This window comes from Kitasatospora sp. NPDC127067 (assembly GCF_042724755.1).
Taxonomy (GTDB): Bacteria; Actinomycetota; Actinomycetes; order Streptomycetales; family Streptomycetaceae; genus Kitasatospora; species Kitasatospora lactacystinica.
In genome coordinates this window covers 1-23,010 of the sequence record NZ_JBHXEM010000018.1, presented here as the reverse complement: position 1 = coordinate 23,010, position 23,010 = coordinate 1, and the positions used below count along the sequence as shown (strand labels likewise).

Sequence of the window (23,010 nt, the reverse complement as noted above, 5' to 3'; positions counted from 1 at the left end):
GCAGCCCGCGCTCCTGCTCCCGGATCACCCGCCGATGCAGCAGCCACGGCAGCGGCCACTGCCGCCGATCCCCCGCCGCCCACCGCAGTCGCCGTCAGTCCGCTTCCACCGACCGCGCGATCCGCTCCCGCGCCGCGACCGCCCGCGCGTCCTCGTACCCGTCCAGCAGCGCGAGCGCCTGCGTCCGGTGGCGCCGCGCCGCCTCCCCGTCGTCGGCGAGCACGGTCGCCGCCAGAGCGTCGAGGGCCAGTGCCTCGTGCCAGGGATCGCCGAGTTCGTGGTGGGTGGTGGCGGCCCGGCGGAGGAAGGCGGCGGCCTCGGTGCGACGGTCGAGGTGACGGTAGGTCTCGCCCGTGCCGTGCCAGGCGAGGGCTTCGCGGCTGCGGTCACCGAGGCGGCGGTGGAGGACGGCGGCGCGTTGGTAGGAGTCGAGGGCGTCGGCGGGCCGGCCGTCGGCCCGTTGGGCGTCGCCGAGGGTGAGGAGCCAGAAGCCTTCCAGGCGGTGGTCACGGAGGTTCAGGGCGATGTCCAGTGCCGCGTGTGCCGAGGCGAGTGCACCGGCCGGGTCGCCGTCCTCGCGTCGGATGTCGCTCAGCAGGCGCAGGGCGTTTCCCTCGCCGCGCTGGTTCTTCAGTGCGCGGTGGGCGGTCAGTGCCTGGCCGACGGCGGCTGCGGCCTCGGGGAGGCGTCCGGCGCGACAGTGGGTGCTGGCGAGGTTGGAGAGTGCGGTGGCCTCCCAGTGGGCCTCGCCCAACTGCCGGAAGGCGGCGAGCGCCTGCTCGAAGTGCCGGGCGGCGTCGTCCAGTTGCCGGCCGTGCAGGTGGACCAGTCCCAGCAGGTTGAGCGAGTGTGCCTCGTTGAGCCGGTCGCCGAGTTCACGCCAGAGCGCCAGGGCACTGCGGTGGCACTCCAGGCTGTCGGCGAGGGAGTTGACCCGGGTGCACGCCATGCCGAGGTCGGTGAGCAGCAGGGCGCGGGCCGTGTCGTCGGATAGGCGTTCGGCGGCTGCCAGCCCGAGCCGGCCCGCCACCGGCCAGTCCGTGCCAGGGGCCGAGGGGGCCTGGGCGTTCCAGAGGACCGCGGCCAGCTGCCAGGTCCGCCGGTCCTCGCCTGCCGCGGAGGCGGTGTGGACGGCCTGGAGGAGGTTGGCGCGTTCGCGTTCGGCCCAGTCCACGGCGGCGTTGTAGTCGGCGAAGACCGTCGGCCGGACTCCGTCGGCCGCCTGGTCGAGCGGCAGCCGGGCTTCGGCCGGCCGCAGCCACTGCTGGGCGGCGTCGGCGGTGTGCAGGTACCAGTCGAGTACCCGCCGCAGTGCGGCCCGGCGCTGTGCGGGGGCTTCCTCCTGCTGGGCCTGGTCGGTGGCGTAGGCGCGCAGGAGGTCGTGGAACTGGTAGCGGTCGGGTGCGCCCTGTTCCACAAGGTGGGCGCCGACGAGGGAGTCGAGGAGCTGTCGGGTGCGGTTGGGGGTGAGGTGGGCGAGGGCGGCCGCGGCGTGGAGCCCGAAGTCGGGGCCCGGATGGAGCCCGAGGAGCCGGAACAGCCGGGCGACCTGGTCGGGCAGCGCGCGGTAGGACCAGGCGAAGACCGTACGGACGGCGTCGACGTCCTCGTCGTCGCCCACGCTGAGGGCGTCCCAGAGCGCGGATTCGTCGCGGAGGTCGTCGATCAGGTCGTCCAGACCCATGTGGGGCAGGCTGGCCGCGCGTTCGGCCGCGATCCGCAGGGCCAACGGCAGTTGGGCGCAGAGGCGGGCCAGTTCGGCGAGCTTCGCGGGGTCGTCCTCGGGCCGGTGCCCGGCGGTGACGGCACGCAGCAGGGCGACGGCCTCCGTCTCGGGCAGGGTCCCCAGGGTGAGCCGACGGGCACCGTCGCGTACGGCGAGGCCGGACAGACGGCTGCGGCTGGTGACCAGCACGAGGCTTCCGGCGCTGCCGGGCAGGAGCGGCCGGACCTGGTGCGCGCTGGCCGCGTTGTCGAGGACGACCAGGAGACGGCGCTCGGCGAGGAGCGAGCGGTAGAGGGCGGCGGCCGCGTCGGGGTCGGGCGGAACGGACTGGGCAGCGACACCGAGGGAGGCCAGGAAACGGTGGAGCGCCTCCTGGGCGGTGACGGGCCGACCCGGATCGTAGCCGCGGAGGTTGACGTACAACTGGCCGTCGGGGAACCGATGCCGGGCCTGGTGGGCCCAGTGCAGGGCGAGTGCGGTCTTCCCGGCACCGGCGGTTCCGGCGATCACGACGACCGCGGCGGACGCGGCGGCATCGGGCGGGTTCCGGTCCTCGCCGGTCAGGGCGGCGTCCAGCTGGTGAAGCTCGTCCGTACGGTTCACGAAACCGCGTACGTCCGCAGGCAGTTGGCGGGGAGTCGGGGCGGCACTCGACCGGTCGGGCCGGCCGTGGAAGTGGATGCCTCCGCTGACGTCCCTGGCCTGGACGACATCCTGGGCCGAGGACCCGGACACGGTGGAACGCGTGCTTCCCGGACCGTCGATGCTCCCGCCGTGCTGCTCTGCCACTGCGCTCCGTTCCTATGCGGGTGGGAGGAAGCGCTCCACCTCGCGCGGTCCACGACTGCCCCCATTGGCACTTCTCCCGGTACGGCGCCTCGCGCGCCCGCATCCTATACCTGACGTGGAGTCAGCGATGTGTTCCGCACTCGCCGTGCGCCCCTGCACGGTCGGCGTCGCGGCGCAGCGGCGTGGCCTCAGGGGGTGCGTGTTCCGTTGAGGTAGGCGAGGACGGCGAGGACGCGGCGGTTGTCGTCGTCGGAGGCGCCGAGGTCGAGCTTCGCGAAGATGTTGGAGGTGTGCTTGCTGACCGCGCCCTCGCTGAAGTGCAGCCGTTGGGCGATGGCGGCGTTGGAGCGGCCCTCGGCCATCATCGCGAGGACGTCGCGTTCGCGCGGGGTGAGGAGGGCGAGGGGCTGGTCGTAGGCGTTGCGGGCGAGGAGGCGGGAGATGACCTGGGGGTCCATGACGGTGCCGCCGGCGGCGACGGTGTGGACGGCGTCGACGAACTGGTCGGCCTTGGAGACCCGGTCCTTGAGGAGGTAGCCGACGCCGCCGGTGCCGTCGGCGATCAGTTCCCGGGCGTAGAGCTGTTCGACGTGCTGGGAGAGGACGAGGACCGGCAGGCCGGGCCGTTCGCGGCGGGCGGCGAGCGCGACCTGGAGGCCCTCGTCGGTGTAGGTGGGGGGCAGGCGGACGTCGACCACCGCGATGTCGGGGCGGTGGTCGGCGATCGCGGCGGCCAGTTCGGGTCCGCTCTCCACCGCGGCGACGATCTCGTGCCCGTGGGCACCGAGCAGCAGGGAGAGGCCGTCCCTCAGCAGGACGAGGTCCTCGGCGAGGACAACACGCACGGTAGCTCCATGATCAGCCTGGTCGGACCCCCCGGGGGGCTGGTCAGCGTGAGCGTACCGTCGAACGGGGCGAGCCTGCGCCGGATGCCCTTCAGGCCGCTGCCGCCGTCCGGGTCGGCGCCGCCGCGGCCGTCGTCGGTGACCTCGGCGCGGAGCAGTCCGGCGGCGTGGGTGAGGTGCACGGCGGCGTGCCGGGCGTCGCCGTGCTTGACGGCGTTGGTGAGCGCCTCGCTGACCGCGAAGTAGACGGCCGACTCCACCGGCGCCTCGGCCCGTCCGGGCAGTTCGGTCCGCACCTCGACCTTCAGCGGGACGTCCAGGGCCAACGCCCGCACGCCTTCGGCGAGTCCGCGTTCGGCGAGGACCGGCGGGTGGATGCCGCGCACCAGGTCGCGCAGTTCCTGGAGCGCCTGGGTGACGTTCTCCTGGGCGTCGGTCACCACCCGTTTGGCCTGCTCCGGATCACGGTCGATCAGTGCCGCCGCCGCGCCCAGGCGCAGGCTCACCGCGACCAGCCGGGCCTGCGCGCCGTCGTGCAGATCCCGTTCGATCCGGCGCAGTTCGGCGGCCTGGGCCTCGGTGGCGTCCAGCCGGATCTCGGTGAGCTGCTCGACCCGCCGGGCGAGCCGGGAGCGTTCGGTGGGCCCGAGCAGGGTGCCGGTCCACCGGCCGTGCAGTCGCAGCGCGGGGCGGGCGAGGGCGAGCCCGGCGACGATCGGTACGGGCCCGAGGAGGCCGAGGAGCAGTGCGGGCAGGCCGCCGAACGGCAGGTCGTACGGCAGTGGCGCCTGGACGATCCCGTACAGGCCGGCGCCGACCAGCAGCACGGGTGCGGCCGCGACGGCGCCGCCGACCAGCGGGTCGGCGATCAGCCACAGGGCGTCGCGCCAGGTCGCCGGGTCGGTCCAGAGCCAGCGGACGCGCAGGGCCAGGCCCGCGAGCCAGCGGTTCCTGTGGTAGTCGTGGCCGGTCCAGTACCAGCCGTGGAGCGTGCGTTCCAGGGCCGGGCGCGGCCGGTACGGCGGCGGCACGGGCACCCCTGACCAGTGGCCGGCCGCCCATCGGGCGGCCTCGGCGGCGGAGCGGACCATCCGGGTGGCGGCCGGGAAGAGCGGGAAGATCCCGAGGCAGCCCCAGAGCAGGAAGGACAGCAGGAAGACCGTCATCAGCACCACGCCGACGGGTATCAGCAGCGTCAGGACGGCGAGCCGCCCGAGTGCCCGGGCGGCGGCGCGCAGCTCGCGGGCCGCGGCGCCCGGCTCGCGGACGGCGTCGGCCCATGCGCGGACGGCGTCGGCCCGTTCGCGGGCTTCGCCGCCGGGCCGACGGGCGTCGCTGCCCGGCTCGCGGGCGGCTGGGGTCTGCGGGCTGCTCACGAGTCCTCCGGTCGGGTTCGGTGGTGCGGGTCGTTCATGATCGCAGTCGTCCGCCCGGGCAGCCGCGCCCGCACCCGGCCCCCATCCGGCTCCGCAGCCGCTCTGGTGCCGACCGCTGCTGACCGCGGGTCAGCCGGTGGAACGACCCGCGCGGCAGGGGCAGCTCGCCCCCGTCGACGGCCACCACCGAGCCGAACCGCTTGCGCAGCCCCGACAACCGCAGTGCCGGGGCTCCCTGCCCCGCACCCACCGCTTCGCGCACCTCGTCCTCCCCGCGTCGTCACGGCCGCCCGCGGCATCGGGCGGCACGCGATCAACGCTAGGGACGGCGGGACGACGGCAGAATCCACCTGCACCCCCGCCGGGGGTGGGGCTGGACCCACCCCGCCCCGATGCCTTCTCCGCAGGCGGGGGCGCGCCCGGGACGCACGGAGGGTGGCACAGTGACGGGTTTCCCACCACGCACTCCTTCCCCCCGGGCCACAATGGTGAGCCCCAGCACCACCAGGAGGACGTCGTGAGCGACCGGATCCCGCGCGACCGGCAGGGCCAGTGGCGCAGGCAGCGAGGCCTCGGCTCCCGAGGGCCCACCAGGGTGCCCACCCACCCGCCGTTGCCGTTGCCGTTGCCATTGCCGTTGCCGTTGCCGGACGGGATCGCGGCGCCGGAGGAATCCGAGCAGCGGCCGTCGGGCAAGGGAACCGGCAGGCTCGGCGAGCCACCCCCGGACGGCCCGACCCCGACCCCGCCCGCCGACCCGCCGCGGTAGCCCGGGCCGCGCACCAGGTGTTACGCGGCCTCGAACTTGACCATCGCGTCGCCGGCCGCGGCGGCCGCGGCGAAGAAGTCCCTCAGCCTGCGGAGGTCGGCGGTCAGAGCACCGGCCCACGCCTCGGACCACGGGGTGGCGAACCCGAGGGACACGACCTCGGCCGCCACCGCGGTGTCCACGGTCCTCACCAACCCGTCGACGCCCACCGCGTCCAGGAAGCCCGATGCCGTCCGGACCTCATCGGGCCGGAGCACCCACACCTTGGTCTCGGTGAACTCGTCGTCACAGTCGGGATCCCCCTCGACGACCACCCGTTCCTCACCACCGAACACCGGCAGTCGGGCTGTCCGCGAGTCCGGGCCCGAGCCGCCGGCCGCCTTCGTCAGCGCGACGTCCATCAGGTACCCGTTGCGCTCCACGCCCAGCACCGCACCGGCCTCGTCCAGCGGCCCGAAGTCGTCGTCGAACCAGCCGGGCACCAGGGCATGGAGCTCCCTCGGTGACAGTTCGTCCAGAACCGCTCCGTCCACCCGCCGCCAGAAGAAGTCCACGCTCATGCCCCGCCCCTTTTCCTGTTCTCTGCGCCAGGTTAGGCGGGCCCTCCGACAGCCACCGTCGTGGACGACCGGGCGCCGCCCGGGAGCCCGGGCCTACATGCGCCGGCCACGGAAGCCGTGGCTCAGGCCCACGGCGGCCTGCCCCGCCCGTCCGCCCACAGGGCGAGCGCCCGCTGGTCGACGGCGCGGATGCCGACCTGGGTGCAGAACGCGGCGGCGGCCTTGGTGAACGAGCTGGTCGTCACCACGGCGGCCAGGTCGCAGTGGTGGACGTCGCGGTAGGTACCGTTGACCTTCTGGACGTCCTGGGAGCCGACGGAGGTCCGCGGCCCGTACCGCTTGGCCTGGATGAGGATCCGCTGCCCGGCCGGGGTGGTGGCCAGGACGTCCGCCGCGAGGTCGCCGGCCCCGCCGACCACCTTCACCTTCGTGCAGCCGTCCCGGCGGCACAGGTCCGCCAGCGCGTGCTCGAAGGCCTTCGGGGTCATCGCCAGGAACGGCCCGATGTGCCGCAGTTGGGCGGTCCGCGCATCCAACTCCCGCCGCCGGGCCCGCACCCGCGAGCGCAGCACGGCGGCACCCGCGCCCGCGCCGGCCGCCAGCAGCACGGCGACCAGCACGAGGTGCTGGGCAAGCCAGCGGACCACCAGCGAGGCCAGAACGACCGCGACCAGCGCGACCGCCCCCAGCAGCGGCGCGTTCCGCTTCATCCACCGCACCCGGCGGGCGGTCATCGACCGACGTCGCCGAACAGGACTACGGGCCACGGCACTCCCCCTCACGCCACGGTATGCGGACGAGCGTAGAAGCAGCCGTGCCGGTACGCCCGCGATCCGGGCGAACTCCGGTGGCCGGACGGCCGAGTTGACCGAATCCCGGCAGACGACGGCCGAACCCCCGCCGCCCCGACCTCCCGCGCGTGCGGGCAAGGGCGCTCTCCGACCTGCGGCGCCGTACAGCCTTTGCCATTTCTTGACTATGCTGCGGTGCCGAGGCTGCCGGGTCGGACGGTGCCATGAGGCGTGCCCATCGTGGCCATCGCACCCGTCGTTCCCGTCGTTCCCGTCATGCCCGTCGTTCCCGTCGTGCCCGTCGTGCCACGCGTCCGGTGGCGAGGGGCAGCCGCGGACCTCCGCTTCGGCCCGCCGCACTGGATGTCGCCGCGTCAACCCCCTGGAAGGCTCAACACCATGACCCGTCTCTCCTGGCTGTCGCGGGCTGCGGCGACCGTGCTGCTCGTCCTGGAGTCGGTGGCGGTGGTGCTGTACTTCGGCATCGCGGTGCCGCTGCTCTACAACGGCATCGGGTTCGAGGACGAGGTGGCGCCGAGGTCGAGGGTGGTGCCGCACCTGCTGGCGCTCGGGGGGTACACGATGGCCGGGATCAACGGGTTGGCGGTGCGCGAGCTCTGGCGTCTGCGGCCCGGTGACGGCAGGGTCCTCGTCGTGGCGATGGCCGGGGTGCAGGTGCTGCTGCTGGGGTATGCGGCGTTGTCGGGCAACTACCTGTTCGCGATCTTCGCGGCGCCGGTGCTGCTGTTGCTGGGGGCGGTGGCCGTCTCCGAGTACCGGAGCGGTGCCCGCCGGGCCGCCGCGGGGTGACGGGGGCCGCCCCGGGGCTTCCGCACGGCCGGCGGCACCGTCCGGACGGTCACGCGCAGCGAGCCGCGGTCGGCTCAGCCCGGGCCGCTCTGCCCCCGTCCGCGTGCTTCGGCGTACTCCTTGAACCGCCTCAGGTCCCCCTTCACCCGGTGGTCGACCGCGGCCCTGGCCTCGCCGGCCTTCTCCCCCGGCCGCTCGGGCCGGATGTCGACGGCGAAGGTGACCCGGGTGTGGCCCGGGTCGAGCCGCCGGAAGGTCACCTTCTCCTTCCGGTCCGCCTCGCCGTCCACGGCCCGCCAGGCGATCAGTTCCTCGGGCTCCTGGTCGACGATCTCGGTGTCGTATTCGCGGGTGACGCCGTCGATGCTGGTGCGCCAGTGGATGTGGCGGTCGTCCAGCCGGGTCACCGAGTCGACGCCCTCCATGAAGCGCGGGAACTCCTCGTACTGCGTCCACTGGTTGTAGGCGGTGTGCAGGGGCACGGCCACGTCCACGGATTCCTTCACCGTGCTCATGAGGACCTCCTCGTAGGCTGCGACCGGGGCCTTCCCGCCCGTCTGTGCACCTGCCCGTCCGGCACCGGCGCAACCATCCCGCATCCCGCCACCGCCCAGCCGGTCCGACCCGACCCGGACCCGGACCCGCCCGGCCCGACCCGGCTCAGTGCGCGGAGCGCGGCCCGTCGCCCTCGGCCAGGTGCCGGGTCACGGTGTCGAGGTCCGTGCCCAGCCGCTGGGCGGCGCCGACGAGCAGGCTCAGCGCGGTGTGCGGGGTCACGTCGAACCGTTCGGCGGTGATGCCGATGGCGAGGCCGGTGGCGTGCCGGCGGTCCAGCAGGTCGGCGACCGCCCTGGACAGCGCGAAGCGGTCGAGGGCGGCCGATGCCTGGAGGGCGAGCACCTCCACCAGGCCGAGGGCCGGGGTGCCCGGCTCGACCGGGGTGCGCAGGTAGGCGCTGAACACGGTGCAGCCGTGCGGGTGGGTGCGCAGGTGGGCGCCGGCCACGGCCCGTACGCCGCAGCGCCGGGCCCGGTCGGCGAACCGGTCCGACCGGCCGGGGTCCAGCCGGACCACGACCTGTCCTTCGCCCTGGCGGCGGAGCCGGGGCAGCGGGCCCGCTTCCGAGCCGCCCTGCGCGCGTTCGAGGGCGAGCAGGTACGAGGGGGTCGCCGCGAAGGTCTCGACCGAGCCGTCGTCGTGCCAGGTGCTGACGGCGGCGCCCACGCAGTCCGGGACCGTGACCCGGGTCAGCTGCACCACGTCCTGCAGGCTCTGGAGGGGCCCGGACCGGACCCGTTCGTGGGCGGCGAGTTCGCCGAGTTCGGCCAGGAGCGCCGCGCGGGCCCGGTCGTTCGCCGGCGCCCCGGCCGCCGCCGTGGCGACGTCGGCCGGGCCTTGGCGTGCCAGCAGCAGGCGGGCCCTGGCGACCGCGCGGACCGCGTCGGCCTCCCCGGTGTAGATGCCGATCGTGTAGCAGACGTCGCGCAGCCGCTGCCCGGCTTCCGGCGAGCTCGACGGGGACAGGGCCTCGTACTCCGCGACCAGCCGGCCGAGCGCAGCGACATCCACCATGGGCATGAGCACCTCCGTGTGTTTACGGAAAGTATGCGCCGATCACGCAGCGAAACCGCGCCGTCGGTCGCCCCACCCCGGCGGTCGGCCCGCCGACGGCCGCTGACACCCGCCGGAGGCCGTCAGCGGACGTCGGGGGCCGTCGAGGGCGTCCGGCCGTCGGCGCAGGCGCGGAGCACCGCGAAGGCGGTCGCCGGTGTCAGGGCCCAGCAGCCCGCGAGGCCCCAGAGGAAGGGGGTCTTCGACGCCCCCAGTCCGGCGGCCAGGAGTCCCAGCGACAGCAGGGCGAGTCCGAGGACGGTCCGCGGCCGCAGGCCTCGCACCAGGTCCCAGGCCCGGCCGCGCAGGCCGAGCCGGACGGCGCGCAGCCACGGTTCCGGGGCGCGGCCGCGGCGCGGCGGCCTTCCGGTTCCGCGCGTTCGCGCCCGCTCGTGTCCGCCCATGGTGTCCGCCTCCTCGCCGCGCCGTCCCCCGTGGTCCCGCACCCGGTACCCCGGATGCGCGATCGCTGACGCCCGGCCCCAACTCCGGCCACAGCCCCACGGCCCGACGACAGACCCGAGGCGGCCCCGCAGAGGCCACCTGCCGTCTCAGCCGGCGCTCTCGACCGCTCCGCCGGTTGCGTCGGTTCCGTCGGCCCAGCCGGGGGCGTCGCGGTCCTCCAGTTCCTCGCGCAGCCGGGCCAGGGTGGCGCTGAGCAGTCGGGAGACGTGCATCTGGGAGACGCCGATCCGCTCCGCGATCCGGGACTGGGTCCAGCCGTTCCAGAAGCGGAGTTCGAGGACGGTCTGCTCGCGTACGGGCAGCCGGGCCAGCAGGGGGCGCACCGCGATGCGGAAGTCGGCGAGTTCGATGCCGGGGTCGCAGCCGCCGAGGTGGTCGAGCAGGGCGCTGCCGATCTCGTCGGTGTCCTGGTCGCGCAGGGCGTCCAGGGAGTTGGGGCGGTAGACGCGGCCCGCCATCAGTCCCTCGGTGGCCTGTTCGACGGTGAGGTCCAGGTCCTCGGCGATCTCCTCGGGGCGGGGCAGTCGGCCGAGTTCCTGTTCGAGGCGGTCCGAGCCGCGGGCGACGCAGAGGTAGAGCTCCTGCGTGCCGCGCGGGACCCGTACCGGCCAGGAGGTGTCGCGGAAGAACCGTTTGATCTCGCCGGTGATGGTGGGGATCGCGTAGGTGAGGAATTCGACGCCGCGCTGCGGGTCGTAGCCGTCGACGGCCTTGATCAGGCCGATCGTGCCGACCTGGAGGATGTCGTCCATGTCCTCGGCGCGGTGGCGGAAGCGGGCCGCGATGAAGCGCACCAGTGGCATGTTGAGCTCGATGATCGTGCCGCGCACGTAGCTGTAGGCGTGGGTCTCGCGGGCCAGCCCGGCCAGCCGTCCGAACAGCGCGTCGCTCAGTTCGCGGGCCTCGGACTTGCCCATCCGGCGCAGTTCGGCCGCCGTCGGTCTTCGCGGCAGGTCGGGGGGCAGGCCCTCGGGCGGGGCCTCCCGGTCGGTCGTTTCCAGGTGGATGGACACGTGATCACTCCTGGGCATCGGGGTGAACGCCCGACGACGCGTGCGGATCCGCACCTCGTGCGTCGCGGACCTCTTCCCCCAGGACCCGTGCCCGGTCTCTTCGAGCGCGGTCCCGGTGGCACCGTCCACGGTGCCGAGCGGCCGGAACGGTCACGGCCGCTGCATGAGTGTTCCTACCCCGGGGAGGCGTTTCCGAACTCACGTTCCGGGTGTTCTCCTGCCCGTCTTCCGGGCGGTCGCGCAACGGCACGGCCCGCGCGGGCGGTCGGGCACACCTCCCGACCGCCGTCCGCCCGGCCGGGAGGCGGCACCCGTCCGCCCGGCCGGGAGGCGGCACGCTCAGTGGTCGAGCGGGCGGGGCCGTCCCGGCCAGGCGGGCCGGCCCGGCTCCCGGGGCCGCCGCGGCTGGACGTAGTCGACCAGCTGCATCATGCCGAGGTCCTCGTGCTGGAGCTGGTGGCAGTGCAGGACGGTGCGGCCGGTGAAGTCCTCGTACTTGACCAGGAGGGTGACGGTGTCGCCCGGCTTGCCGCCGACCAGGTCGACGGTGTCCTGCCAGACCGGCGGGTCGAGCCGTCGGCCGTTGCGGTGGGTGACGAGGACGTGGTTGGTGTGCAGGTGGAAGGGGTGGTGGAAGGCCGGCATGGAGTCGTCGGTGTGCAGGGTCCAGCGTTCGACGGTGCCGAGTTCCAGGGTGTGGTTGACGAACTCGGGGTCGAACAGGCCGTAGGCGGGGTCGCGGGTGAGGTCGCCGCCGGGGTCGGCCGCGGGGGTGGGGTGGCTGCCGAGGACGCGGTAGGCGTTGGGGAACGGCGGGTCGAAGACCTTCGCGTCGACGTGGAAGACCACCTCGCGGCCGCTGCCCGGGTCGGCGAGGTCCTTCTCGTCGAGGAAGGGTTTGCCCTGCGGCAGCGTGGTCGGCAGTTCCATCGGCGGCCGGACGGCCTCGCCCGCCACCTCGATCGTCATCAGCGGCACGGGCACGCCCTTGGCCCGCAGTTCGTACGTCCCGGCCTCGCCGCCCCGGACCAGCACGTCGGCGCGGTTGCCCACGGCCAGGGACACCGTCTCGGCGGCGACCGGCGCGGGGAAGGTCACACCGTCCATCGCGATCTGATGCATCGTCAGTTTCTGCTCCCCGGAGGTGACCTGGAGCGAGAGGGTGGTGAAGGCGGTCGCCGCGACCAGGCGCCAGCGCTGGACCTCGCCGGGGCGCAGCGCGAGGGTGGGGTTGACCGCGCCGTTGACGGTGAAGGTGGGCGGGACGGCGGCCAGGGCGTCGCCGGAGGTGAACTCGGGGACCTTGCCGTCCTTGAGCCGGAGTTCGTTGACGCAGACGACCAGGTCGGCGGCGGCCTTGATCTGCGGCACCTCGTCGACGTCGCCCTCGACGATGATGACCCCGGCCATCCCTCCGGCGATCTGTTCGGCGGTGGCGCCGTGCGCGTGGGGGTGGTACCAGTAGGTCCCCGCCGGGTGGCCGGGCGGGATCTCGACGGTGGTCAGGTACCGCGGCTCGGGGGCGCCGGCCGCGGCCTCGTCGGCGCTGCGCGGCGGGAATTCGCGCAGGACGTTGTCGGCGTTCCCGGAGGGCGAGACGTGCAGGCCGTGGGTGTGCAGGTTGAAGCTGTTCGCGCGGTGCGGCCGGTTGTGCCCGCCGTGGTGCTGCGGGTTCGGCGGGTTCGGCGGGTTCGGCGGCAGGCCGTTGACCTGGGTCAGCCAGAGCGTGTCCCCGGCGCGGACCCGCAGGGTGGGCCCCGGGATGGTGCCGTTGTAGGTGCGCGTGGTGACCGTCCCGTAGCCCGGGACGGGGGTGTCCGTGAACCGGACGTCGAGCGCCTGGTCGAGCACCGCCCTCGACCCGTCGGAGGCGGACCGGGAGCTGCGGACGGCCGGCTGCGGGAAGGGGGTCGCGGCCGTAGCGGCCGTCGCGGGCCCGACGAGGATCCCGTCGGAGCCCGCCACGAGGACGGCGACTGCGGGAACGGCCTTGAGTACCGATCGTCGACTGATTCCGACAATTTCTCTCATAGCCGGGCAATCTAGGTCGACTTCCGCGGGCCCCCGGTCAGGCACACCGCGTGCCTGCCGGGGGTTGGGCCTTCCGTGCCACGCTACGAACGTTCCGGATGGGTCAGGTTGGCCCCGTTGCGGGGGTCGAAGACATGGATGCGCGACGTGTCCACCCACAGCTCCAGCGGGCCGCCCTCGGCGGCGCGGGTGGCCGGGTTCAGCCGGGCCACCACGCGGTGCTCCTGCATACCGGTGTCGGCCCGGCCCGAGTCGGCGGCGAGTTCGGCGAGTTCGGCCAGTCCACCGAGGCCGGCGAGGCCCTCGGTCGCCGCCGGTCCGCCCGCCTCCGCGAAGTGGACGTAGACGTCCGAGCCGACCGACTCCCGGACCTCGACGGTCACGGTGACGGTGACCCCGCCGGTGTGCCCCTCGGCCAGGGCGGCGTCCTCGAAGTCCTCGGGGCGGATGCCGACGATCAGTTCACGCGGCGCGTCCGCACGCTCCAGGGCCCGCCGGGTGCGGTCGTCCAGCGGCAGGTCGCCCAGCGAGGTGCGCAGGACGCCCTGCTCCAGCGCGGCGCCGAGGAAGTTCATCCCGGGCGAGCCGATGAACCCGGCGACGAAGAGGTTCACCGGCTCGTCGTACAGCTGCTGCGGCGAGCCGACCTGCTGGACGACCCCGGAGCGCATCACCACCACCCGGTCGCCGAGCGTCATCGCCTCGACCTGGTCGTGGGTGACGTAGACGGTGGTGGTGCCCAGCCGGCGCTGGAGGGCGGCGATCTGGGTGCGCATCTGTACCCGGAGCTTGGCGTCCAGGTTGGACAGCGGCTCGTCCATCAGGAAGACCTTGGGGTCGCGGACGATCGCCCGGCCCATCGCGACCCGCTGGCGCTGCCCGCCGGAGAGGTTGGCGGGCTTGCGGTCGAGGTGCCGGGTGAGGTCCAGGATGCGGGCGGCCTCCTCGACCTTGGCGGCGATGGTCGGCTTGTCGACCTTGGCCAGGCGCAGCGCGAAGCCCATGTTGTCGCGCACGCTCATGTGCGGGTAGAGGGCGTAGCTCTGGAAGACCATCGCGATGTCCCGGTCCTTGGGCGCGCGGTCGTTGACCACCTCCCCGGCGATCCTCAGGGTGCCCTCGGTGATGTCCTCCAGCCCGGCGATCATGTTGAGCGTGGTGGACTTGCCGCAGCCGGAAGGGCCGACCAGGATCACGAACTCGCCGTCGGCGATGGTGAGGTCGACGTCGCGGACGGCGAGGGCGCCGTCCGGGTAGCGCTTGGTGATGCCGTCGAGGACGATCTCGGCCACGATCCGCCTTCCTGGTCCGCCGGGTGGGGCGGGCTCAACCTCGGGAACTCGACAAAGGGACTCGATGCAGGGACTCGATGCGGGAACTCGATGGGAGTCTCAGCCCTTGACCGCGCCGGCGGTGAGCCCGGCGACGATGCGGCGCTGGAACAGCAGCACGAAGACCACGATCGGGATCGTGATGATCACGGCGGCGGCCGCGATCGAGCCGGTCGGCTGCTCGAACTGGGAGCTCCCGGTGAAGAAGGCGATCGCCGCCGGAACCGTCCGGGCCGAGGTGGTGGAGGTCAGCGAGATCGCGAACAGGAAGTCGTTCCAGCAGAAGATGAAGACCAGGATGCCGGTGGTGAACACGCCGGGTGCCGCCAGCGGCGCGATGACCAGCCGGAACGCCTGCCACGGCGTGGCGCCGTCCACCTTGGCCGCCTTCTCCAGGTCCCAGGGGATCTCCCGGAAGAACGCCGAGAGCGTGTAGATCGCCAGCGGCAGCGAGAAGGTCATGTACGGGATGATCAGCCCGGCCCAGGTGTCGAACAGCCCGAGCGCCCGCTCGATGTCGAACAGCGGCGACACCAGCGAGATCGGCGGGAACATCGCGATCAGCAGCGACACCCCGATGAGCAGCCGCTTGCCGGGGAAGCGCAGCCGGGCCACCGCGTACGCGGCCATGGTGCCGAGCACGACGGCGATGGTGGTGGCGATCACCGCGATGCCGATCGAGTTGATCAGGGCGCGGGTGAACTCGGAGGTCTGGAAGATGCCGCGGTAGTTGGTCAGGGTCCACTGGCGGGGCACGAAGGCGCCGTCGGAGAGGGTGCTCGGCTCCTTGAAGGAGAGCGCCACGATCCACCACACCGGGAAGAGCGCGTAGAGCACGACCACCAGGTTGGCGATGCCCCAGCCGGTCAGGGTCCGGGCGTGCCGGCCGCTCATCGGTGCTCCGGTTCCGCGCCGGGCGCGGCCGCGCCGAACAGTTTGACGAAGACCAGCGCGATGAGGGCCACGCAGACGAAGATCAGCACCGAGATCGCCGAGCCGATGCCCAGGTTGAGCGCGGTGAAGAGGTTGTCGTAGCCGAGGATCGACACCGAGCCGGTGCCGTTGGAGCCGCCGGTCAGCACGTAGATGTTGTCGAAGATCCGGAAGGCGTCCAGGGTGCGGAAGAGCAGGGCGACCAGGATCGCCGGCTTCATCAGCGGCAGGATCACCAGTCGCAGCCGCTGCCCGAAGCTCGCGCCGTCGACCATCGCCGCCCGGACCGTCTCGTCCGGGACGAGGGCCAGGCCGGCGAGCAGCAGCAGCGCCATGAACGGGGTGGTCTTCCACACCTCCGCGAGGATGATCAGACCCACGGCCGGCCACTGCTCCGTCAGCGGGGCGCTGCCCTCCGGCAGCAGGGCGGCCAGGTAGCCGGTGCCCGGGGTCCAGGCGTACTGCCAGGAGTAGGCCGCCACCACGGTGACGATCCCGTACGGCACCAGCACCGCGGTGCGCACCGTGCCGCGCCCGAAGAGCGTCCGGTGCATCACCAGCGCGAGCGCCAGGCCGAGCACCAGCTCGACCGCCACCGACACCACGGTGATCAGCACCGTGACGCCGAGCGCCTGCCACCAGAACGGCGAGGTCAGCACCGCGCCGTAGTTGGCGAGCCCGATCCAGTGCGCCTGCTCGGGGAAGCGCAGGTCGTAGCGCTGCAGGGACAGGTAGACGGCGTAGCCGATCGGGTAGGCGGTGACGCCGAGCATCACGATCACCGCGGGGGCGCACAGCAGCAGGCCCAGCCGGCGTTCCTGGCGGGCCCCGCGCGAGGGCCCGGCCGGTTGCGGTGCGGCCGCGGCGGCGGTCTCGGTGGACGGTGTCACGGGATCAGCCCCTTCGAGCCGAGGGCGTCCTGGATCTGCCCGCGGAGGTCGGCCACGTCCTTCTCCGGGTGGATGCCGGCGGGCGGGGAGAGGGTGTGCGAGATGGCGATGGAGACGTTCTGGTAGGCCGGGGTCTGCGGGCGCACGCTGGCGGAGTCGAGGGCGGCCAGCACGTCGGCGGCGAACGGGTAGCTGGCGGTGAGCTCGGCCGTCTCGTACAGGCTGCGCAGCGAGGGCGGCAGCCCGCCCTTCAGCGCGTTGGTGAGCTGGTTGTCCCGGTCGCGCAGGCAGAGGGTGGCCTCGGCGGCGAGGTCGGGGTGCCGGCTGTACGCGCCCACCGCGAGGTCGATCCCGCCGATGGTCACGCTGGCGGGACGGTCGGCGCTCACCGCGGGGTACGGGGCCCAGCGGAAGTGCGGGAACAGCTCCGGCCGGTTGGCCTTCATCGAGGGGTAGACGAAGGGGTAGTTGAGTTCGAAGGCGGCCGTCCCGGACTCCATCGCGAGCCGGTTCTGGTCCTCCATCTGGTTCGGCAGCGAGGGGTCGGCGGCCACCGACGTCGCCAGGTCGTGCATCACCCCGGCGGCCGTGACGGCGGGCGCCCCGAGCGAGGGCGCCTGCGCGTCGGGGGTGAGGATCGTGCCGCCCGCGCTGGTGACCAGCGTGTTGAACCAGACCGTCAGCCCCTCGTACTGGGCGCCCTGGATCTCCACGAAGTGCGGCTTGCCCTCGGCTGCCAGCTGCTGCGCCCGGAAGAGCATCTCCGCCCACGTCCCGGGCGGGGTCGGCACCAGGTCGTCGCGGTACCAGAGCAGCTGGGTGTTGGAGTTGTACGGCACGGCGTACAGCCGGTCCCGCCAGGTCGCGGTCCGCACGGCCGCGTCGAGGGTGTCGGCGGTGGCCCGCGCGCGCATCTCCCCGGTCCACTCGCGGATCCAGCCGGCCTCGGCGAACTCGGCGGGCCAGGTGACGTCCAGGCCCAGGACGTCCACCTCGGTGTCGTGCGCCGCCATCCGGCGCACCAGCTGCTGGCGCTGGCCGTCGGCGCCGCGGGGCAGCTTGTTGTAGCGGATCGTGTAGCGGCCGCCGGACTGCTGGCCGCAGCGGTCGGCGGCCTGCTGGAGGGCGCCCGAGTCGTCCGGGAAGTTGTACCAGTTCAGGGTGACCGGGCCGCCGCTCCCGCCGCCCCCGCAGCCCACCAGGGCGGAGGCGAGCACGGCCAGTCCGGCGGCGGCGCTCGCCCACCGCGAGCGGAACGTGGGGACCCTCGGCATCGTTCTCCCGCGCTGGGACGGACCGGTCCGGCCGACCCTAGCCGGGCTCCCCCGGCCCGCCCCGGCCTGCCGGGCCGCCGGGCCGGGCGACCAGCCGGACGGCGGAACCGGGCCCCGGGCTCCCGGGAGGCGCCGGTCCGGGTCGGCACGGATACTGGCCGCACCGAAACCTCCGGAGGCTGGGACCGCACCGGAACCGAGGAGCACGCCGTGACCGGACCCGTCGTCGTCGGATTCGACGGCTCACCCGAGAGCCTGGCCGCCGCCGCCTGGGCCGCCCGCGAGGCGCAGCGCCGCGGCCTGCGCCTGGACGTCCTCCAGGCCTGGCCCCGGCCGAAGCAGATCGCCCCCGGGAGCAGACCCGGCGACCACCCCGCGCTGGCACAACTCGCCGAGCGGGAGAGCGAGTTGCGCACTCTCGCGCCGACGGTGGAGGTCGCCGCCACCTCCGTGGCCGCCGATCCCGTCGAGGCGCTGGAGGCGGCCGCGCACGGGGCCGCCCTGCTGGTGCTCGGCTCGCGCGGACTGGGCACCCTGCGCGGCTTCCTGGTCGGCTCGGTGAGCCAGGAGGTGCTGCGCCGGGCGGACTGCCCGGTGGTGCTGGTCCGGGCGGGCGGGGACGAACCGGACGGCGCGGTGACGGTCGGCCTGGACCTGGCGCACCCGGCGGACGAGGTGCTGGCCTTCGCCTTCGAGGCCGCCGCCCTGCGCTCGGCGCCGCTGCGCGTCCTCCACGTCTGGTCCCCGCCGGCCGGCAGCGAGTACATGTCCTACGGGGCGATCGGCGGCCTGGAGGGCGAGGTCTCCGCCGTCGAGCGCAGCGGGCTCGACGGGGCCCTGGACCCCTGGCGGGCCCGGCACCCCGAGGTGACGGTGACCACCGACCTGATCCGCGGCAAGCCCGCCGTCGACCTGGTGGACGCCGCCGCGACGGCCCGGCTGCTGGTCGTCGGCCGCCGCGTCCGGCGGATGCCGCTGCGCCACCACCACCTCGGCCCGGTGGCGCACGCCGCGATCCACCACGTGCACTGCCCGGTCGCGGTCGTCCCGTACGGCTGACCGGGAGCCGGCCCGGGCGCGCTACAGTCCGGTGCCATGAGTGAGTCCGTACGCCCGCCCTTCGGGAACTTCGCCTCCGCCGTGGCCGCGCTGGACGCCGGCGCGGAGCTCGCCGCGCCCGTCGCCGACGCGCTGAAGAACTGGGACGACCAGGAGGCGGCCGCCTCGGTGCTCTACGTGGACAGCGATCCGCGGATGGCGGACACCGCCGTGTTCTGCGCGGCCTACGACACCCCGCCGGAGCTCTCGGCGAACTGTGTGGTGGTGGCCGCCAAGCGCGCCGGGGAGGTGACCCTGGCCGCGTGCCTGGCCCTGGCCACCACCCGGGTGGACGTGAACAGGGCGGTGCGCACCCACCTGGGGGCGCGCAAGGCGTCCTTCGCGCCGATGGACACCGCGGTCGAGCTGACCGGCATGGAGTACGGCGGGATCACCCCCGTCGGCCTGCCCGGCGACTGGCCGCTGCTGATCGACGAGGCGGTGGCCGCGGCCCCGTACGTCCTGGTCGGCAGCGGGCGGCGGCGGGGCAAGCTCATCCTGCCCGGGTGGGCGCTGGCGAAGCTGCCGGGCGCCCGGGTGCTGCCGGGTCTGGCCGGCTGACCGGCCCGGCGGCGCCCGGGCCCGGAGCCGGCGGGGCCGGAGTCAGCGGGCCCGGGGGGCGAGACCGACCGGGCAGACCACCGGGGTGCCGTGCACCGGGTCGGTGAGGATCACGCTCTCCACCCCGTACAGCTCGCGCACCAGCTCCGGGGTGACGATGTCGCGCGGCGCGCCCTGGGCGGCCACCTCGCCGTCGCGCATGGCCACCATGTGGTCGGCGTAGCGGCAGGCGGTGCTGAGGTCGTGCAGGACGAGGACGACGGTGCGGCCGCGCCCGGTCGTCAGGCCGCGCACCATCTCCAGCACCTCCAGGGCGTGGCCCATGTCCAGCGCCGAGGTGGGTTCGTCGAGCATCAGGATGTCGGTGTCCTGGGCGACGGCCATGGCGATCCAGGCGCGCTGGCGCTGGCCGCCGGAGAGGGTGTCCAGCGGGCGGTCGGCCAGCTCGTGCAGGTCGGCGGCGGTGAGCGCGTGCTCGACCGCCTCGGCGTCGGCGGCGGACCACTGCCGCAGCAGGCCCTGGTGCGGCTGGCGGCCGTAGCGGACCAGGTCACGGACGGTCAGCCCGTCCGGGGCGGTGGCGGACTGCGGCAGCAGGCCGATGATCCGGGCGATCGCGCGGGTGGACAGCGAGGTCAGCGGCTTGCCGTCGAGCAGCACGGCGCCGGAGCGCGGGGCGATGGTCCGGGCGAGGCCGCCGAGCAGGGTGGACTTGCCGCAGCCGTTCGGGCCGACGATGACGGTGACCTGCTGCCGCGGCAGTTCGAGGTCGAGCTCGCGGACCACGACGGTGCGGTCGTGGCCGAGGCTGAGCGCGCTGGTCGCCAGCCGGGGCGCTCCGGCGGCGGTCCCGTCGGGTGCGGTGGTCCCGTCGGGCACGGTGGTCGCGGCGGTCGCGGCGGTCGCGGTACGGGCGGTCATGCGGTCCTCCGGGGGCGGGTGGTGAGCAGCAGCCAGAGCAGGTACGGGCCGCCCACGACGGCGGTGACCAGGCCGGCCGGGACCTCGATCGGCGACAGGACGGTGCGGCCGAGCAGGTCGGCGAGCAGGGTGAAGGCGGCTCCGGCGGCGGCCGAGGTGAGCACCGGCACGCAGCGCGGTCCGGCGATCCGGCGGGCGGCCTCGGGCGCGGCGAGCGCGATCATGCCGAGCGGTCCGGCGACGGCCACCGCCAGGCCCGCGCAGACCACGGCGACCACCAGGACGCCGACCCGCAGGCCGCGCACCCGGACGCCCAGCCCGGTGGCGACGGCGTCGGAGAAGCGCAGCAGCGACAGCCGGCGGCCGAGCAGCACCGCGGCGGGCAGGCAGACCAGCAGGCCGAGTTGGAGGAGGCCGACGGCTTCGGCGTCCCGGCTGTTGAGGGTGCCGACCGTCCAGGCGTACGCGGAGTTGGCGGCGTCGATGGCGGCGCGGGAGAGCATCAGGTTGGTCACCGCGCCGAAGACCGCGCCGATGCCGAGGCCGACGACCAGGAAGCGGTAGCCGTTGCGGCCGGCCCCGCCACCGAGGGCGAAGGCGAGCGAGGCGGCGGTGGCGGCGCCCACCAGGGCGGCGGCGGAGGGCAGCAGTTGGGTGGCGACGCCGGTGACGGAGGCGACGGCGAAGGCGGTGGCGCCCTCGTTGAAGCCGACGGTGTCCGGGGTGGCCAGCCGGTTCTGGGCGAGGGTCTGCATCAGGCAGCCCGCGACGCCGAGGGCGGCGCCGACGGCCAGTGCGGCCTCGGCGCGGGGCAGCCGCAGCTTCTCCACCAGCAGCACGTCGCGTGCGGTGCCGTCGCCGAAGGCGGCGCGCAGGGCGGTCACCGGGTCGAGGTTCGTCTCACCGACGGCCAGGCAGACGGCGGTCACCGCGACCACGACGAGCAGCAGGGCGGCGCCGCCGAGCAGCGGCCGGACCGGGACGAGCACCGAGCGGCCGCCGAGGGCGAGCAGCCGGGTGCCGGGCGGGGTCGGCAGCCGGGTCGCGGCCGATGGCGTGTCGGGGCTCGCGGCGATCTTCGCGGCGGCGGCTTTCGCGGTCTTCACGGTGGGGGTCACAGCGCGGGCATTCTGTGCGAGCGGACGACGGCGACCAGGACGGGGGCGCCGCACAGGGCGGTCATCACGCCGAGCGGCATCTCGTACGGGCGGGCCACCAGCCGGGAGGCCACGTCGGCGAGCAGCACGACGGCGGGCCCCAGCAGGGCGGAGACCACGAGCAGTCGGCGCAGGTCCGGGCCGACCAGGGCCCGGGCGGCGAAGGGCACCACCAGGCCGACGAAGGAGACCGGTCCGGCGATCGCGGTGGCGGCGCCGACCAGCAGGGCGACGGCGGTCACCGCGAGGGCGCGGGCCCGGCGGGGCTTGTGGCCGAGGCCGGTGGCGACGTCGTCGCCGAGGCTGAGCGCGGTCAGTGCCGGGCCGGAGAGCAGGGCCAGGACCAGACCGAGCAGCAGCACCGGCAGCACGGCCAGCAGTTGGTCGGTGCCGCGGCCGGCGACCGAGCCGATGGTCCAGAACCGGATCTCGTCGGCGGCCCGGGCGTCGGACAGCAGCAGGACGGAGGAGCCGGCGTTCATCAGTCCGCTCAGCGCCGCGCCGGCGAGCACCAGGCGGACGGGGTCGTCGCCGGCGCCGCGCAGCCGGGCCGCGCCGAGCGCCAGCAGGCAGCCGGCGGCGGCGCCCAGCACGGCGACGTACGGGCCGACGCTCGCGGCGCTGGCGCCGAGCACGATCGCGATCACCACGGCGAAGGAGGCGCCGGTGCTGACGCCGAGCAGGCCGGGCTCGGCCAGCGGGTTGCGGGCGGCGGCCTGCAGCACGGTGCCGGCCACGCCGAGCGCGAGCCCGACCGCGAGGGCCACGGCGGTCCGCGGGACGCGCAGGTGGAAGACGGTGAACCGGGAGTCGGAGTCGCCGTCACCGAGCAGGGTGGCGAACGCCCGTGACGGCCCCACGTCTCCCGCGCCGAGCAGCAGGCTCGCCAGCACGGCGAGCAGCAGTATCGCGCCGGCGGGCAGCAGTCCGCGCAGCAGGAGTGATCGGAATGTCACACCGGGCCTCCCCGTCAGGGCCTTACGTATGGTTAGGCTAACCTCAGAAAAACGGTTCGTCCGTAAACTACCATTCCTCGGAGAACACCCATGCTTGGCACCCGCTTTACCAAGACCCTGCTCGGAACGGCCGTCGTCGGCGCCCTCGCCCTGGGCCTGACCGCGTGCGGCTCCTCGGGTTCCGGCAGCTCCGCGGGTGGCTCCGACTCCTCCTCCACCGCCGCCAAGGGCGGCAAGCGCAGCATCGACACCGCCTTCGGCGCCGTGGAGGTCCCGGCCGAGGCCAAGAAGGTCGTCGCCCTCAACGACACCTCGCTGGACACCGCCCTCGCACTCGGCGTCACCCCGGTGGGCACCAGCGCCAGCCGCGGCGGCACCACCGCCCCCGCCTACCTGAAGGCCGACGCCGTCCCGCTGGTCGCCACGGTCAAGGAGCCCAACATCGAGGCCATCCTCAAGGCCGGCCCCGACCTCATCCTGGCCTCCTCGGGCATCGAGAAGTCCCAGTACGAGAAGCTCTCCGCGGTGGCCCCGACCATCGTCCCCAAGGCCGGCGACTGGCGCTCGGTGCTCGCCGTGTACGGCGACGCCCTCGGCCACAAGGACGACCTGACCGCCAAGCTGGACGCACTGGACAAGCGCGCCGCCAAGGCCGGCGAGGGCAAGGCCGGCAGCGCCGTCGTGATGCGCTGGATGCCCAACGGGCCGATCGTGATGAACACCACCAACATGCCCGGCGACCTGCTGAAGAAGGCCGGCGCCGGCACCATGCCGATCGCCGACGGCCTGGGCGCCCAGCCCCACTCGGACCCGCTGTCCCTGGAGAACCTCAACAAGGCCGACGCCGACCGGGTGTTCGTCGCCACCCTGAACGCCGAGGGCGAGAAGGCCCTGGAGACCGCCCGCAAGCAGGAGGCGTTCACCCGCCTCAAGGCCGTCGGCACCAACCAGCTCATGGGCGTCGACGGCCAGGTGTGGAGCAGCAGCTCCGGCCCGATCGCGGCGGAGAAGGTCGTCGAGGACATCGAGAAGGCCTTCGGCGCGAAGTAGTCGCCCCGGCCGGGGAATTCCCCCCCCCGAGCATTCTGAAGGGCCGTCATCGC

Annotated in this window: 21 protein-coding genes; 4 read left to right on the top strand and 17 right to left on the bottom strand. The window is 74.1% G+C overall.

What is annotated here, in order from left to right; genetic code table 11:
* Positions 1 to 94: 94 nt before the first annotated feature.
* The 5 genes from ACFWJ4_RS10560 to ACFWJ4_RS10540 form a co-directional block, all read right to left on the bottom strand.
* On the bottom strand, positions 95 to 2,515 hold the full coding sequence (locus tag ACFWJ4_RS10560; protein ID WP_380541669.1) for an ATP-binding protein: 2,421 nt from the start codon (positions 2,513 to 2,515) through the stop codon (positions 95 to 97).
* Between the two features lie 188 nt (positions 2,516 to 2,703).
* The gene (locus tag ACFWJ4_RS10555; protein ID WP_359898300.1) at positions 2,704 to 3,360 is read right to left on the bottom strand and encodes a response regulator transcription factor; all 657 of its coding nucleotides are present in this window, start codon (positions 3,358 to 3,360) and stop codon (positions 2,704 to 2,706) included.
* Positions 3,324 to 4,736: a sensor histidine kinase gene (locus ACFWJ4_RS10550; RefSeq protein WP_380541667.1), complete on the bottom strand. Its 1,413-nt coding sequence runs from the start codon at positions 4,734 to 4,736 to the stop codon at positions 3,324 to 3,326. The genes ACFWJ4_RS10555 and ACFWJ4_RS10550 overlap by 37 nt, the downstream gene beginning before the upstream one ends.
* 789 nt (positions 4,737 to 5,525) lie before the next feature.
* On the bottom strand, positions 5,526 to 6,065 hold the full coding sequence (locus tag ACFWJ4_RS10545; protein ID WP_380541664.1) for a hypothetical protein: 540 nt from the start codon (positions 6,063 to 6,065) through the stop codon (positions 5,526 to 5,528).
* Positions 6,066 to 6,187: 122 nt separating this feature from the next.
* Complete coding sequence (locus ACFWJ4_RS10540) at positions 6,188 to 6,775, bottom strand: restriction endonuclease (protein WP_380541662.1); 588 nt, start codon at positions 6,773 to 6,775, stop codon at positions 6,188 to 6,190.
* Positions 6,776 to 7,255: 480 nt separating this feature from the next.
* Between ACFWJ4_RS10540 and ACFWJ4_RS10535 the strand changes: the two genes are divergently transcribed.
* Complete coding sequence (locus tag ACFWJ4_RS10535) at positions 7,256 to 7,666, top strand: hypothetical protein (RefSeq protein ID WP_380541659.1); 411 nt, start codon at positions 7,256 to 7,258, stop codon at positions 7,664 to 7,666.
* A gap of 74 nt (positions 7,667 to 7,740) precedes the next feature.
* On the opposite strand, the gene ACFWJ4_RS10530 is transcribed toward ACFWJ4_RS10535, so the two are convergent.
* The 9 genes from ACFWJ4_RS10530 to ACFWJ4_RS10490 form a co-directional block, all read right to left on the bottom strand.
* Positions 7,741 to 8,181, bottom strand: coding sequence for an SRPBCC family protein (locus ACFWJ4_RS10530; RefSeq protein ID WP_380541656.1), 441 nt, complete (start codon positions 8,179 to 8,181; stop codon positions 7,741 to 7,743).
* 145 nt (positions 8,182 to 8,326) lie between these two features.
* The gene (locus tag ACFWJ4_RS10525) at positions 8,327 to 9,238 is read right to left on the bottom strand and encodes a DUF5133 domain-containing protein (protein WP_380541653.1); all 912 of its coding nucleotides are present in this window, start codon (positions 9,236 to 9,238) and stop codon (positions 8,327 to 8,329) included.
* 122 nt (positions 9,239 to 9,360) lie between these two features.
* Complete coding sequence (locus ACFWJ4_RS10520) at positions 9,361 to 9,681, bottom strand: hypothetical protein (RefSeq protein WP_380541651.1); 321 nt, start codon at positions 9,679 to 9,681, stop codon at positions 9,361 to 9,363.
* A gap of 147 nt (positions 9,682 to 9,828) precedes the next feature.
* Positions 9,829 to 10,773 carry a SigB/SigF/SigG family RNA polymerase sigma factor gene (locus ACFWJ4_RS10515; RefSeq protein WP_380541648.1) on the bottom strand — a complete coding sequence of 315 codons (945 nt, stop codon included), beginning with the start codon at positions 10,771 to 10,773 and terminating at the stop codon, positions 9,829 to 9,831.
* Positions 10,774 to 11,094: 321 nt separating this feature from the next.
* The gene (locus ACFWJ4_RS10510; RefSeq protein ID WP_380541646.1) at positions 11,095 to 12,786 is read right to left on the bottom strand and encodes a multicopper oxidase family protein; all 1,692 of its coding nucleotides are present in this window, start codon (positions 12,784 to 12,786) and stop codon (positions 11,095 to 11,097) included.
* Positions 12,787 to 12,869: 83 nt separating this feature from the next.
* A complete protein-coding gene (locus tag ACFWJ4_RS10505) occupies positions 12,870 to 14,078 on the bottom strand; it encodes an ABC transporter ATP-binding protein (RefSeq protein WP_380541643.1) in 1,209 nt (402 codons plus the stop codon).
* A gap of 99 nt (positions 14,079 to 14,177) precedes the next feature.
* Positions 14,178 to 15,011, bottom strand: a complete 834-nt coding sequence (locus ACFWJ4_RS10500) for a carbohydrate ABC transporter permease (protein WP_380541640.1) — start codon at positions 15,009 to 15,011, stop codon at positions 14,178 to 14,180.
* A complete protein-coding gene (locus ACFWJ4_RS10495; protein ID WP_359898313.1) occupies positions 15,008 to 15,940 on the bottom strand; it encodes a sugar ABC transporter permease in 933 nt (310 codons plus the stop codon). The genes ACFWJ4_RS10500 and ACFWJ4_RS10495 overlap by 4 nt, the downstream gene beginning before the upstream one ends.
* Positions 15,937 to 17,214 carry an ABC transporter substrate-binding protein gene (locus tag ACFWJ4_RS10490; RefSeq protein ID WP_380541637.1) on the bottom strand — a complete coding sequence of 426 codons (1,278 nt, stop codon included), beginning with the start codon at positions 17,212 to 17,214 and terminating at the stop codon, positions 15,937 to 15,939. The genes ACFWJ4_RS10495 and ACFWJ4_RS10490 overlap by 4 nt, the downstream gene beginning before the upstream one ends.
* Positions 17,215 to 17,424: 210 nt before the next feature.
* On the opposite strand from ACFWJ4_RS10490, the gene ACFWJ4_RS10485 reads away from it, so the two are divergent.
* Together ACFWJ4_RS10485 and ACFWJ4_RS10480 are read left to right on the top strand one after the other, a co-directional pair.
* Entirely contained in the window at positions 17,425 to 18,273 is an 849-nt protein-coding gene (locus ACFWJ4_RS10485; protein WP_380541634.1) for a universal stress protein, read from the top strand.
* A 36-nt stretch (positions 18,274 to 18,309) separates the two neighbouring features.
* Positions 18,310 to 18,873, top strand: coding sequence for a YbaK/EbsC family protein (locus tag ACFWJ4_RS10480; protein WP_380541631.1), 564 nt, complete (start codon positions 18,310 to 18,312; stop codon positions 18,871 to 18,873).
* A 42-nt stretch (positions 18,874 to 18,915) separates the two neighbouring features.
* On the opposite strand, the gene ACFWJ4_RS10475 is transcribed toward ACFWJ4_RS10480, so the two are convergent.
* The 3 genes from ACFWJ4_RS10475 to ACFWJ4_RS10465 are packed head-to-tail and all read right to left on the bottom strand — an operon-like array spanning position 18,916 to position 21,907.
* On the bottom strand, positions 18,916 to 19,794 hold the full coding sequence (locus ACFWJ4_RS10475; RefSeq protein ID WP_380541628.1) for an ABC transporter ATP-binding protein: 879 nt from the start codon (positions 19,792 to 19,794) through the stop codon (positions 18,916 to 18,918).
* On the bottom strand, positions 19,791 to 20,912 hold the full coding sequence (locus ACFWJ4_RS10470) for a FecCD family ABC transporter permease (protein ID WP_380541625.1): 1,122 nt from the start codon (positions 20,910 to 20,912) through the stop codon (positions 19,791 to 19,793). The genes ACFWJ4_RS10475 and ACFWJ4_RS10470 overlap by 4 nt, the downstream gene beginning before the upstream one ends.
* Positions 20,909 to 21,907 carry an iron ABC transporter permease gene (locus ACFWJ4_RS10465; RefSeq protein ID WP_359898319.1) on the bottom strand — a complete coding sequence of 333 codons (999 nt, stop codon included), beginning with the start codon at positions 21,905 to 21,907 and terminating at the stop codon, positions 20,909 to 20,911. Before ACFWJ4_RS10465 ends, ACFWJ4_RS10470 begins: the two co-directional genes overlap by 4 nt.
* 90 nt (positions 21,908 to 21,997) lie before the next feature.
* Between ACFWJ4_RS10465 and ACFWJ4_RS10460 the strand changes: the two genes are divergently transcribed.
* Positions 21,998 to 22,957: an ABC transporter substrate-binding protein gene (locus ACFWJ4_RS10460; protein WP_380541622.1), complete on the top strand. Its 960-nt coding sequence runs from the start codon at positions 21,998 to 22,000 to the stop codon at positions 22,955 to 22,957.
* The last annotated feature ends 53 nt before the right edge of the window (positions 22,958 to 23,010 follow it).